Genomic DNA, 12,255 nt, shown 5'->3' on the forward strand with positions numbered 1-12,255 from the left:
TGTGACAAGCACTAAATACAAAAAACTTTTCGTTCGCTCACTTTTCAAACTCAACGCTTATTTAAGTCGCGAATTGCCCGTTAAATGCGCGATTTCCCGTGCAAAACTGGCCACCTGCGACCAGTCGGTATAAACCACTTCTTTACGCGTATCCGTTTCGCCCCCCGTCATTTTCATGATCAGGCGGATCATAAAGCGGTCATACCAGCGGTAGCGAGGGTAGCGCAGCGCGCCGGCAAAAACGGCACACAGATCTGGCTGCCACGGCGAGCTGAGTAAAAACTTGCGCGTGTAGCTGTTGGTCTGCGGCGTACGCTTTTCCGCTTTACGCGCGACCAGATTGACCGAGTAAAACGCACCGGGCAATTTGTTGAGCACCGCCGTGTGCTTTTTCACAAAACGATCCAGCGCCGGATGGAAATGCCCGTAACGAATTGACGCGCCAATCACCACGCGGTCGTAATCCTGCCAGGCAATCTGCTCCGCACGGTTCAGGTTCACCACATCCGAGTATATACCCAGCTCTTTTAATTCCGACGCCAGATACGCGGCAATCTCACGCGTTTGCCCGTCTCGCGTAGAGAAAAGAATCAGTGTTTTCATCAACGGCTCCTTACTCGCGCCAGAAGGTAGGGGTGAACAGCACCAGCAGCGTAAAGACCTCAAGACGACCAAACAGCATATTGGCGATGAGGATCCATTTCGCGACCGGGTTCATGCTGGCAAAGTTATCCGCCACAACCCCAAGTCCGGGCCCCAGGTTATTCAATGTTGCGACGACGGACGCAAAGGCGGAGAAATCATCCACTCCCGTCGCGATTATCGCCAGCATACTGACGATAAAGACCAGAGCATATGCTGAGAAGAACCCCCACACCGCTTCGAGGATACGCTCCGGCAGCGCACGGTTCCCCAGTTTGATGCTGTAGACCGCGTTCGGGTGGACCAGACGTTTCAGCTCACGGTTGCCCTGCTTGAACAGCAGCAGAATACGAATCACCTTCAGCCCCCCGCCCGTCGACCCCGCGCAGCCGCCAATAAAGGCGGAGCACAGCAGAAGTACCGGCAGGAACAGCGGCCAGCGCGCAATGCTGTCCGTGGTAAACCCGGCGGTCGTCGCCATCGATACCACCTGGAAGAACGCCTGATTCAGGGTCGTCAACGCCGAGTTATAGACATCATGGAACCAGAGCACCAGAGTACAGATGATGACCAGCGTAAGCTGGACACCAATGAACATGCGAAACTCAGGATCGCGCCAGTACACCTTCAGGCTGCGCCCGCTCAGTAAAGAGAAGTGCAGGCCATAGTTACAACCGGAGATCAGCAGGAAAATCGCAATGATAGTATTGATCGTTGGGCTGTCGAAGTAGCCCACGCTGGCATCGTGGGTGGAGAACCCGCCGATGGCAATCGTCGCAAAACTGTGTCCGATAGCATCGAAAGCAGGCATCCCGGCAAACCATAGCGCCAGCGCACAGGCGACAGTCAGCAGAACATAAATCAGCCACAAGGTTTTCGCCGTCTCGGCAATACGAGGCCGCATTTTGTTGTCTTTCAGCGGCCCGGGCATTTCGGCGCGATAGAGCTGCATCCCACCGACGCCCAGAATAGGCAGAATGGCGACGGCCAGGACAATGATCCCCATCCCCCCGAACCACTGCAGCATCTGGCGATAAAAGAGAATAGCGTGCGGGAGTGAATCCAGCCCCACCAGCGTCGTCGCCCCGGTTGTCGTTAAGCCGGAGAAGGATTCAAAAAAGGCATCCGTGATGCTCAGGTTAGGCTGTTCTGAGAAGATAAAGGGGAGCGAACCGACGCTTCCCAGCACCGTCCAGAACAGAACCACAATCAGAAATCCTTCGCGAGATTTCAGCTCACCTTTCTGACGACGGTTTGGCCACCACAGCAGCGAGCCAATCGCCAGCGCGACAAAGAAAGTCTGAGTAAACGCCCGCCCTGCGCCGTCCCGGTAGATAAGCGCCACCAGTCCTGGGAGGATCATCGTCCCGGAAAAGAGTATGACCAGCAGTCCAACGATTCGGGTTATGGCACGAAAATGCATCTCTGCCGCTTCCTTTGGTATTCAAAAGTGAGGTGGGGATTATTCTTCAATCGGCAGCAATTGCAACGAACCACGACTAAAATCAGCCAGTTTTGCTGAAAAAGCAGCCAGTTCCGCCTGAGGAAGCGCCACGCGTAATTGCACCATTGCCTGATATTCACTGTGTGCGATGACACCATTGAACTGCTTCAGCAGCGCTTCAATACCCGAGAGCTGGGCGTAATCGCATAACAAAGTATATTCGGTGAGCGGCGTTTTGCGGGTAGTGACCAGCATATTAAGCGCCTGCTGCACGCCCCCGCCATAGGCTTTAACCAGCCCACCGGTACCTAACAAAATGCCGCCGTAATAGCGCACCACCACGGCGGTAATTTCACCCACGCCGCTGCCCATCAGCTGCGAAAGCATGGGTTTACCGGCCGTGCCCGCCGGTTCACCGTCGTCGGAAAACCCCAGCTGCTGTGAATCGTCCGGCGGCCCTGCCACCCACGCCACGCAGTGGTGACGCGCGTCAGGATGTGCGACCCGAACGGACTCGACAAACGCTTTTGCCGCGTCCACGCCGTCGGTATGCGCCAGCAGCGTAATAAAGCGGCTTTTCTTGATTTCCTCAACAAAGGTGACCGGTTCAGCCGGTATCAGCCAGCTTTCCATCAGGCCAGCTTCAGGTCTCGCGTCATGTTCTCGATACCATTTTCGTGAACCACAACGTTATCTTCGATGCGAATACCACCAAACGGCTTCAGCGCGTCAATTTTTTCCCAGTTGAAGTGTTTGCTGAACTGGCCTTCACGCCACGGTGCCAGCAGGGATTCGATAAAGTAGATCCCCGGCTCGATGGTCAACACCATACGCGGCTCAAGAATGCGGGTGCAGCGCAGGTAAGGGTATTTAGACGGTGCCGCCAGGTGCGTACCGGTATCGTCCTGCATGAAGCCGGCAACGTCGTGAACCTGCAGACCCAGCGGGTGACCAATACCGTGCGGCATGAATGGCCCGGTCAGATCGTTCTCGACCATCGCCTCTTCGCTCATGTCTTTCACAATCTGATGCTTACGCAGCAGTTTCGCAATGCGCTGATGGAACTGGATGTGGTAATCCACATAGCGGGTACCCGCTTTCATGGTGCCAATAAGCGCCAGCTGTTCATCGTTAACGTCTTTAATCAGCTGTGCGAAATCGGTGTCCGCGTTGGCCGCCCAGGTTCGGGTCAGGTCCGCCGCATAACCGTTGTACTCGGCACCCGCATCAAGCAGGAAGCTGCGTATTTCCGATGGAACCTGATGATCCAGTTTGGTGTAGTGAAGCACAGACGCATGCTCGTTGAGCGCGACGATATTGCTGTACGGCACATCGGTATCACGGTGGCCTGTCGCGGTCAGATAGGCCTGGTTGATATCGAACTCGCTCATGCCCGACTGGAACGCTTCGTGCGCCGCACGGTGGCCATTCACCGCCGTTTTTTGCGCTTCACGCATACAGTAAAGTTCGTAGTCGGTTTTATACGAGCGATAATAGTGCAGGTAATCCAGCACCCCTTTCGGGTTGAGCTTGTCGGCCGGAATGTCCAGGCCCAGCGCACGTTCCGGTACCGGACCAATATAGGCGATATTGCCGCGCGCGGCAGGCAGCTGGCTGCCAATGCCGTCGGCTTTTGGTAAGGCGATGACCTCCACTTCTTCTGTCCAGAAGCTGGTCGGCAGCGGTTCCACGTTGTGCCAGTAATCGACCGGCAGGTAGAACCACAGTTTCGGCTTGTTCACGCCATCCACCAGCAGCCAGCAATTTGGAACCTGAGTCACCGGCACCCAGGCTTTAAACTGTGGGTTCACCTTAAACGGGTAAGCGTGGTCGTCGAGAAAGGTATTCATCAGCTCGCCGGAGTGGATCAACAGCGCATCCAGCTTAAAGCGGGCCAGTACATCGCGGGTACGTTCCTGTAGGGTAACGATATGATTTTTATAAAGCGAAGCCAGTGAGTCCATCATTCTTCCTTTCGTTTTTTTGACCTCAAGTCATCGCATCTTAGCACACCTCTCTCCGGCTGCGTGATTTCCGCCGACCGTGATCAATGCAGCAATTTCTTAATGAGTAATTTGCATTTTATTAACATAAATCCCACACTCCGACTCATCTGGTATGACCAGATCCACTTGCTGGATTCAGGAGACTGACATGCTTTACAAAGGCGACACCCTGTACCTCAACTGGCTGGAAGATGGCATTGCCGAACTGGTGTTCGATGCCCCCGGCTCAGTAAATAAGCTTGATACCGCGACGGTGGCCAGTCTTGGCCAGGCGCTGGATGTTCTTGAAAAACAATCTGAATTAAAAGGGCTGCTGCTGCGCTCGAACAAAGCGGCCTTTATTGTCGGCGCCGATATCACCGAATTCCTCTCGCTCTTCCTGGTGCCTGAAGAGCAGCTGAGCCAGTGGCTGCATTTTGCCAATAGCGTCTTTAATCGTCTGGAAGATCTGCCTGTTCCGACGATCTCCGCCGTCAACGGCTACGCGCTGGGCGGTGGCTGTGAATGCGTGTTAGCGACTGATTACCGTCTGGCTACGCCGGACCTGCGTATTGGCCTTCCGGAAACGAAGCTGGGTATCATGCCGGGCTTTGGCGGCTCCGTGCGCATGCCGCGCATGCTGGGTGCCGACAGCGCGCTTGAGATCATTGCCGCAGGTAAAGATGTCGGTGCAGAACAGGCGCAGAAAATCGGCCTGGTCGACGGTGTCGTGAAGCCAGAAAAACTGATTGAAGGTTCCCTCGCCATTCTGCGTCAGGCAATTAACGGCGATCTCGACTGGAAAGCCAAACGCCAGCCGAAGCTGGAGCCGTTAAAACTCAGCAAGATTGAAGCCACGATGAGCTTCACCATCGCCAAAGGCATGGTGATGCAGACCGCGGGTAAACACTATCCGGCGCCGATCACAGCGGTGAAAACCATTGAAGCCGCCGCCCGCCTTGGCCGCGATGAAGCCCTGAAGCTGGAAAACCAAAGCTTTGTCCCGCTGGCGCATACCAACGAAGCCCGCGCGCTGGTTGGCATCTTCCTCAACGATCAGTTCGTGAAGGGTAAAGCCAAACAGCTGACCAAAAACGTTGAGACGCCAAAACATGCGGCCGTACTCGGTGCTGGCATTATGGGTGGCGGTATCGCTTACCAGTCTGCCTGGAAAGGCGTGCCGGTGGTGATGAAAGACATCAGTGAGAAATCCCTGACGCTGGGGATGAGCGAAGCGGCCAAGCTGCTGAATAAACAGCTGGAACGCGGCAAAATTGACGGACTTAAGCTCTCCGGTGTGATCTCGACTATCCAGCCAACGCTGGAATACACCGGTTTCGACCGCGTGGACGTGGTAGTTGAGGCGGTCGTAGAAAACCCGAAAGTGAAAAAAGCGGTACTGGCGGAAACGGAAGAGAAGGTTCGCCCGGATACCGTCCTGGCGTCTAACACCTCAACGATCCCAATTAGCGAGCTGGCGAGCGTGCTGAAGCGTCCGGAGAACTTCTGCGGGATGCACTTCTTCAACCCGGTACACCGTATGCCGCTGGTCGAGGTGATCCGCGGGGAAAAAACCTCTGACGACACCATTGCCAAAGTGGTGGCGTGGGCAAGCAAGATGGGTAAAACGCCGATCGTTGTTAACGACTGCCCGGGCTTCTTCGTCAACCGCGTTCTGTTCCCTTACTTCGCCGGTTTCAGCCAGCTGCTGCGCGACGGCGCGGATTTCCGCAAGATAGACAAAGTAATGGAAAAACAGTTCGGCTGGCCGATGGGCCCGGCATATCTGCTGGATGTGGTCGGCATTGATACGGCACATCACGCTCAGGCAGTCATGGCGGCGGGCTTCCCGCAGCGCATGCAGAAAGATTATCGCGACGCCATTGACGCCCTGTTCGACGCCAACCGCTTTGGTCAGAAAAACGGCCTGGGCTTCTGGCGCTATAAAGAAGACAGCAAAGGCAAACCGAAGAAAGAAGAAGACGCGGCGGTGGATAGCCTGCTGGCCGATGTCAGTCAGCCGAAACGCGACTTCACCGACGATGAGATCATCGCCCGGATGATGATTCCGATGATCAACGAAGTGGTGCGTTGCCTCGAAGAAGGCATCATCGCCAGCCCGGCAGAAGCCGATATGGCGCTGGTATACGGCCTGGGCTTCCCGCCGTTCCACGGTGGCGCGTTCCGCTGGCTGGACACGCTCGGCAGCGCCCGCTATCTCGATATGGCCCAGCAGTATCAGCACCTCGGCCCGCTGTATGAGGTGCCGGAAGGGCTGCGCAACAAAGCGCGCCATAACGAACCCTACTATCCAGCAGTTGAGCCAGCCCGTCCGGTTGGCGAGCTGAAAACGGCTTAAGGAGTCACAATGGAAAAGGTTGTCATTGTTGATGCGATTCGCACCCCGATGGGCCGTTCAAAAGGCGGCGCATTCCGCAACGTGCGTGCGGAAGACCTCTCCGCGCACCTGATGCGTAGCCTGCTGGCGCGTAACCCGGCACTGGATCCGGCTGCACTCGACGATATCTACTGGGGCTGCGTGCAGCAGACCCTGGAGCAGGGCTTCAACATCGCCCGTAATGCCTCCCTGCTGGCGGAGATCCCGCATTCCGTTCCGGCCGTCACCGTTAACCGTCTGTGTGGTTCGTCCATGCAGGCGCTGCACGATGCGGCACGTATGATCATGACCGGCGATGCCCAGGCCTGCCTGGTCGGCGGCGTGGAACATATGGGTCACGTACCGATGAGCCACGGGGTCGATTTCCACCCGGGCATGAGCCGTAACGTGGCGAAAGCCGCGGGGATGATGGGCCTCACCGCTGAGATGCTCTCCCGCCTGCACGGCATCAGCCGTGAAATGCAGGATACCTTTGCCGCGCGCTCTCACGCTCGCGCATGGGCCGCAACGCAGTCCGGCGCATTCAAAAATGAGATCATCCCAACCGGCGGCCACGATGCTGACGGCGTTCTGAAGCAGTTCAGTTACGACGAGGTGATCCGCCCGGAAACCACCGTGGAAGCCCTTTCCACGCTGCGCCCGGCGTTTGATCCGGTCACCGGTACGGTAACAGCCGGTACCTCGTCGGCGCTGTCCGATGGCGCGGCCGCGATGCTGGTGATGAGCGAAAGCCGCGCCCGCGAGCTGGGGCTAACGCCTCGCGCCCGCGTGCGCTCGATGGCAGTCGTGGGCTGCGATCCTTCGATTATGGGTTACGGTCCGGTTCCGGCCTCGAAGCTGGCGCTGAAAAAAGCAGGATTAACCACCAGCGATATCGACCTGTTTGAGATGAATGAAGCCTTCGCCGCGCAGATCCTGCCGTGCATTAAAGATCTGGGGCTGATAGAGCAGATAGACGAGAAGATCAACCTCAACGGCGGCGCGATCGCCCTCGGTCACCCGCTGGGCTGCTCCGGGGCGCGCATCAGCACCACGCTTATCAACCTGATGGAACGCAAAGATGCCCAGTTTGGTCTGGCAACGATGTGTATCGGGCTGGGTCAAGGTATCGCGACAGTGTTTGAGAGAGTGTAAGGCTTTAACGTAGGCCCGATAAGCATCGCGCCATCGGGCTTTTGCCGGGAGGCGCTGTGCTTTCCCGGCCTACGAGAGGTACCTCGCCGCCAGTGACGTCACTGGCGAAGAGAGACAGTTTAGTTGCCGTTCTTCCCGCCTGTCAGGGGCGGGTTTTTTATTTAGATAAACGCAAACGCATCGCCAAACAGGCGGTCTTCACGCGCGTCACGTTCATTACAGAACAGATCGCGGGCAATTTTCGCCATCTCAAAACGGCCAGCGATGTAGATATCATGCCCTGCCAGCGTGCCGTGATCCTGCAGTACTGCCGTCAGCACTGTACCGCTACGCCCACGCCAGCCCTCTTCCGGCTGTTCAACCACCGGCTCAACACGCAGGTTAGGATGGGTGACGCTCAGCGCTTCCAGTTCAGACAGGTCGTAGAGATGTTTCTCTTCACGGCCACCCCAGTAGATGGTGATATCACGGTCCGGGTTACGCGCGAGGGCAGTCAGCAGAATAGAACGTACGTAGGAGAAGCCTGTCCCTCCGGCGATCAGGATCAGCGGACGGTCTTCGTCATCACGCAGCCACGCGTCACCGTGTGGGATGTCCACCACGATCTCACGCTCTTTAAGAATGCGGTCCATGACGGCCATCGCATACAGGTTAAGCTCTGACGCACCGATATGAAGCTCAATAAATTCCTGCTCCGCTGGCGTTGAGGCCATAGAGAAAGGACGCTTATCACGTTCATCCATCACGACCATCAGGTACTGACCCGCGCGGAAAGAGAATGGCGCTTCTGGCACTAAACGGACGCGATATACGGTGTCGGTGATGGCATCTACCGAGGTCACTTTACAGCTTAAGGTTGTCATTCGCTCTCTCTGTCGGGAAGTCTAAAGGGCTTAACGGTCAGCTCAGGGTTTACCGTTATTCATTATGGCCAGTTCGTCCCAGATCGCGTCAATTCGCGCGGTCACAGCAGGATCTTTTTTGATCGGGCGACCCCATTCACGGTCGGTTTCGCCAGGCCATTTATTTGTGGCATCCAGTCCCATTTTTGAGCCAAGGCCGGAAACCGGCGAGGCAAAATCCAGGTAATCTATCGGCGTGTTTTCGACTAACACCGTATCGCGCGCCGGGTCCATTCGCGTGGTAATGGCCCAGATTACGTCATTCCAGTCGCGGGCGTTAACGTCATCATCGCAGACAATAACAAATTTGGTATACATAAACTGGCGCAGGAATGACCATACGCCCATCATCACGCGTTTAGCGTGACCAGGATACTGCTTCTTCATCGTGACCACTGCCAGGCGATACGAGCATCCTTCAGGCGGCAGATAGAAATCAACAATTTCCGGGAACTGCTTTTGCAGGATCGGCACAAACACTTCATTCAACGCCACGCCCAGCACTGCAGGTTCATCCGGTGGACGTCCGGTATACGTGGAGTGGTAAATCGCATCTTCACGCTGGGTTATGTGCGTCACGGTAAACACCGGGAAGTTATCCACTTCGTTGTAATAGCCAGTGTGGTCGCCGTAAGGACCTTCCGGTGCCAGTTCACCCTGCTCAATGTAACCTTCCAGCACAATTTCCGCACTGGCCGGGACTTCAAGATCGTTAGAAATACACTTCACGACTTCGGTTTTGGTCCCGCGCAGCAGGCCTGCGAAGGCATATTCAGACAGCGTATCCGGCACCGGCGTTACCGCGCCCAGAATGGTGGCCGGGTCAGCGCCGAGCGCAACAGAAACCGGGAAACGTTCACCCGGATGCGCAGCACACCACTCCTGGAAATCCAGCGCGCCGCCGCGATGCGACAGCCAGCGCATGATGAGCTTATTCTTGCCAATCAACTGCTGGCGGTAAATACCCAGATTTTGCCGCTCTTTATGCGGCCCACGCGTGACGGTCAGCCCCCAGGTGATGAGCGGCGCAGCGTCTTCAGGCCAGCACTGCATGATCGGGATTTTGGTCAAATCAACTGCATCACCTTCCAGCACTTTCTGCTGGCATGGCGCGCCGCGAAGGCGTTTGGTGGGCATGTTCAGCACCTGCTTAAACTGCGGCAGTTTGTCGAACAGGTCGCGGAAACCTTTTGGTGGCTCCGGCTCTTTCAGAAACGCCAGCAGCTTACCCACTTCACGCAGCGCCGTGACGTCCTCCTGCCCCATTCCCAGTGCGACACGACGCGGCGTACCAAACAGGTTGCACAGCACCGGCATTGAGTAACCCTTCGGATTTTCAAACAGTAATGCAGGGCCACCGGCACGCAGGGTGCGGTCAGCAATTTCTGTCATCTCCAGATACGGATCAACAGGAAGTGTAATGCGTTTGAGTTCACCCTGCTTTTCCAGCAGCGTCAGGAAGTCGCGGAGATCGTGGTATTTCATGCAGTTAATCATGGCCTCTCTGTAAGCGCTTCATTATACGGCGTTAGCCTGCGTGATGCTGTAATTTTGTTAAACAAGCGTGAACTTATGCGTTCTGTTCCCATTTCCCCCATTATAATCAGCTTAGCGATCCCGCCAGGGTTTTGATATGCTTGCGCCCCGAACTAAGGGAAAGAGTGATTATGCAGGCCTGGTATTTACTGTATTGCAAACGCGGGCAACTTCAGCGCGCGCAGGAACATCTTGAACGTCAGTCTGTAAATTGCCTGACGCCCGTGATCACGCTTGAAAAAATGCAGCGCGGGAAGCGCACAACCGTCAGTGAACCTCTGTTCCCGAACTATCTGTTCGTTGAGTTCGACCCGGAGGTGATCCACACCACCACCATCAGCGCCACGCGTGGCGTCAGCCACTTCGTTCGTTTTGGCGCTCACCCGGCAACGGTTCCGTCGACGGTCATTCACCAGCTTTCGGTTTATCAACAACCTGAAGGCATCACCGACCCGGAAACTCCGTACGCGGGAGACAGCGTCGTTATTACGGAAGGGGCTTTTGAAGGCCTGCAGGCAATTTTTGCCGAGCCGGACGGCGAAGCGCGCTCCATGCTGTTGCTCAATCTGCTGAACAAGCAGGTGCTGCAGAGCGTGAAAAACACCGACTTCCGCAAAGTTTAAAAACGTATCCCGAACAGCGTACGCACGTTGTCATCCGTTTGCGCGGAAAGCTCGGCCGGATCCTCTCCGCGCCACGTCGCTACACGCTCAACAATGTGTCCCAGGTAAGCGGGCTCATTTCGCCGCGAAGCCGGTTTGGGTTGCATATCGCGCGGGAGCAAATAAGGTGCATCGGTTTCCAGAAGCAGCCGGTCGACCGGGATCGCCGGTAACAGCTCACGAAGCGCCAGCCCGCGACGTTCATCGCAAACCCAGCCGGTAATGCCCAGAAAAAGCCCGCGATCCAGACACTCAAGCGCCTCCTGGCGTGAACCGGTAAAACAGTGCAGCACCGCGCCAGGCAGTTTATCCAGCCACGGATCCAGCAGAGCGAGGAAACGCTCATGCGCGTCGCGACAGTGCATAAACACCGGCATTTCAAGCTCGGCCGCCAGCGCAAGCTGGGCGGTAAAGGCTTTTTCCTGTTCGGCTGGAGTGGAAAAGTTACGGTTGAAATCGAGTCCGCATTCTCCAATGGCCACCACCTCAGGCGTTTTCGCCAGCCGGTGAATGATTTCAGCGCTCTGCGGCGTCCACTGGCTACTGTCGTGAGGATGCATCCCGGCAGTAGACCAGCAGCGCTCGTAGCGTTGCGCCAGCTGCTGCGCCTGCTCGCTTTCATGCAGGTTGGTGCCCGTCAGCAGCAATCCGTTCACCCCGGCGGCAAACGCGCGCGCAACCACCTCATCACGATCTTTCGCAAACTGCGAACTGGTCAGGTTAAGTCCGATATCAAACATGCAAATCCCCATGTAACAACCGCCCTGACGGGCGGCTGGTTTTACTCTTCAGTGGTCTTGTCCGACGTATCGTCTTCGTCATCCGCGCGACGACCTTTTCCCACGTAGAAACGCGAGAAGAAGACGCCGACCTCAAACAGACAGTACATCGGTATGGCCAGCAGGGTCTGGGAGAAAACATCCGGCGGAGTCAGCAGCATGCCAACCACGAATGCGCCAACCAGGATATAGGGACGCTTCTTACGCAGGTCATCCGGCGTCGTGACCCCAACCCAGCACAGCAGCACGATGGCCACCGGTACTTCGAAGGCCACGCCAAACGCCATAAACAGCGCCATCACAAAGCTGAGGTAGCTGGCGATATCCGTCGACACCTGAACCCCTTCCGGCGCGGTGTGCGTCAGGAACCCGAAAGCCAGCGGGAAGACGACGAAATAGGCAAACGCCATGCCGATATAGAACAGCAGAGAACTGGAGATCAGCAGCGGGATCACCAGCTTGCGTTCATGCTTATACAAGGCCGGCGCCACAAACGCCCAGACCTGATACAGAATGACTGGCGCAGAGGCGATCAACGATACCCAGAAGGTGAGCTTGATGGGGGTAAAGAACGGAGAAGCCACGTCCGTCGCAATCATCGTTGCGCCCAGCGGCATCTGCTTGATCAACGGTGCAGAGACAACCTGGTAGATATCATTGGCGAAATAGACCAGGCATAAAAAAATCACGAAAACCGCAATAATGCAGTTTAACAGGCGCTTACGCAGCTCAATGAGGTGCGTAATGAGCGGTTGAGTATCATCTACTGCCAT

11 protein-coding genes are annotated in these 12,255 nt (G+C 56.3%); 3 read left to right on the forward strand and 8 right to left on the reverse strand.

The window, feature by feature from the left end; all coding sequences use genetic code 11:
- Positions 1–57: 57 nt before the first annotated feature.
- From hemG to pepQ, 4 genes are read right to left on the reverse strand one after another with little or no spacing between them, the layout of a single operon-like run.
- Positions 58–603 (reverse strand): menaquinone-dependent protoporphyrinogen IX dehydrogenase, encoded by a 546-nt coding sequence (gene hemG, locus C5687_RS16700; protein WP_059385436.1) that lies wholly within the window; start codon positions 601–603, stop codon positions 58–60.
- Positions 604–613: 10 nt separating this feature from the next.
- Positions 614–2,065: a Trk system potassium transporter TrkH gene (gene trkH / locus C5687_RS16705; protein ID WP_023309600.1), complete on the reverse strand. Its 1,452-nt coding sequence runs from the start codon at positions 2,063–2,065 to the stop codon at positions 614–616.
- Positions 2,066–2,104: 39 nt separating this feature from the next.
- Positions 2,105–2,719, reverse strand: coding sequence for an IMPACT family protein (locus C5687_RS16710; protein WP_059385437.1), 615 nt, complete (start codon positions 2,717–2,719; stop codon positions 2,105–2,107).
- The gene (pepQ, locus tag C5687_RS16715) at positions 2,719–4,050 is read right to left on the reverse strand and encodes a Xaa-Pro dipeptidase (RefSeq protein ID WP_104557406.1); all 1,332 of its coding nucleotides are present in this window, start codon (positions 4,048–4,050) and stop codon (positions 2,719–2,721) included. Before pepQ ends, C5687_RS16710 begins: the two co-directional genes overlap by 1 nt.
- A gap of 190 nt (positions 4,051–4,240) precedes the next feature.
- Here pepQ and fadB point away from each other — a divergent pair, with 190 nt between their 5' ends.
- Together fadB and fadA are read left to right on the forward strand one after the other, a co-directional pair.
- Positions 4,241–6,430: a fatty acid oxidation complex subunit alpha FadB gene (fadB, locus tag C5687_RS16725; protein WP_104557407.1), complete on the forward strand. Its 2,190-nt coding sequence runs from the start codon at positions 4,241–4,243 to the stop codon at positions 6,428–6,430.
- Between the two features lie 9 nt (positions 6,431–6,439).
- Entirely contained in the window at positions 6,440–7,603 is a 1,164-nt protein-coding gene (fadA, locus tag C5687_RS16730) for an acetyl-CoA C-acyltransferase FadA (RefSeq protein ID WP_104557408.1), read from the forward strand.
- A gap of 161 nt (positions 7,604–7,764) precedes the next feature.
- Here the strand turns inward: fadA and fre are convergent, their stop codons facing one another.
- Both fre and ubiD read right to left on the reverse strand, forming a co-directional pair.
- Positions 7,765–8,466: an NAD(P)H-flavin reductase gene (fre, locus tag C5687_RS16735; protein ID WP_045285590.1), complete on the reverse strand. Its 702-nt coding sequence runs from the start codon at positions 8,464–8,466 to the stop codon at positions 7,765–7,767.
- Between the two features lie 42 nt (positions 8,467–8,508).
- Positions 8,509–9,999: a 4-hydroxy-3-polyprenylbenzoate decarboxylase gene (gene ubiD / locus C5687_RS16740; protein WP_162185039.1), complete on the reverse strand. Its 1,491-nt coding sequence runs from the start codon at positions 9,997–9,999 to the stop codon at positions 8,509–8,511.
- Between the two features lie 173 nt (positions 10,000–10,172).
- Between ubiD and rfaH the strand changes: the two genes are divergently transcribed.
- Positions 10,173–10,664, forward strand: coding sequence for a transcription/translation regulatory transformer protein RfaH (gene rfaH, locus C5687_RS16745; protein WP_020882871.1), 492 nt, complete (start codon positions 10,173–10,175; stop codon positions 10,662–10,664).
- On the opposite strand, the gene tatD is transcribed toward rfaH, so the two are convergent.
- Positions 10,661–11,443 carry a 3'-5' ssDNA/RNA exonuclease TatD gene (gene tatD / locus C5687_RS16750; RefSeq protein ID WP_047959678.1) on the reverse strand — a complete coding sequence of 261 codons (783 nt, stop codon included), beginning with the start codon at positions 11,441–11,443 and terminating at the stop codon, positions 10,661–10,663. The genes rfaH and tatD overlap by 4 nt on opposite strands.
- 41 nt (positions 11,444–11,484) lie before the next feature.
- Entirely contained in the window at positions 11,485–12,255 is a 771-nt protein-coding gene (gene tatC / locus C5687_RS16755) for a Sec-independent protein translocase subunit TatC (RefSeq protein WP_025757519.1), read from the reverse strand.

Origin of the sequence: Enterobacter sichuanensis, assembly GCF_002939185.1 — a bacterium.
Taxonomy (GTDB): domain Bacteria; phylum Pseudomonadota; class Gammaproteobacteria; order Enterobacterales; family Enterobacteriaceae; genus Enterobacter; species Enterobacter sichuanensis.

Excerpts from the sequence above, each read along its gene's own strand:
- pepQ (WP_104557406.1), bottom strand. The coding sequence starts at position 4,050 with ATGGACTCACTGGCTTCGCTTTATAAAAATCATATCGTTACCCTACAG.
- trkH (WP_023309600.1), bottom strand. The coding sequence starts at position 2,065 with ATGCATTTTCGTGCCATAACCCGAATCGTTGGACTGCTGGTCATACTC.
- fadB (WP_104557407.1), top strand. The coding sequence starts at position 4,241 with ATGCTTTACAAAGGCGACACCCTGTACCTCAACTGGCTGGAAGATGGC.
- tatD (WP_047959678.1), bottom strand. The coding sequence starts at position 11,443 with ATGTTTGATATCGGACTTAACCTGACCAGTTCGCAGTTTGCGAAAGAT.
- C5687_RS16710 (WP_059385437.1), bottom strand. The coding sequence starts at position 2,719 with ATGGAAAGCTGGCTGATACCGGCTGAACCGGTCACCTTTGTTGAGGAA.
- fadA (WP_104557408.1), top strand. The coding sequence starts at position 6,440 with ATGGAAAAGGTTGTCATTGTTGATGCGATTCGCACCCCGATGGGCCGT.
- hemG (WP_059385436.1), bottom strand. The coding sequence starts at position 603 with ATGAAAACACTGATTCTTTTCTCTACGCGAGACGGGCAAACGCGTGAG.
- fre (WP_045285590.1), bottom strand. The coding sequence starts at position 8,466 with ATGACAACCTTAAGCTGTAAAGTGACCTCGGTAGATGCCATCACCGAC.
- tatC (WP_025757519.1), bottom strand. The coding sequence starts at position 12,255 with ATGGCAGTAGATGATACTCAACCGCTCATTACGCACCTCATTGAGCTG.
- rfaH (WP_020882871.1), top strand. The coding sequence starts at position 10,173 with ATGCAGGCCTGGTATTTACTGTATTGCAAACGCGGGCAACTTCAGCGC.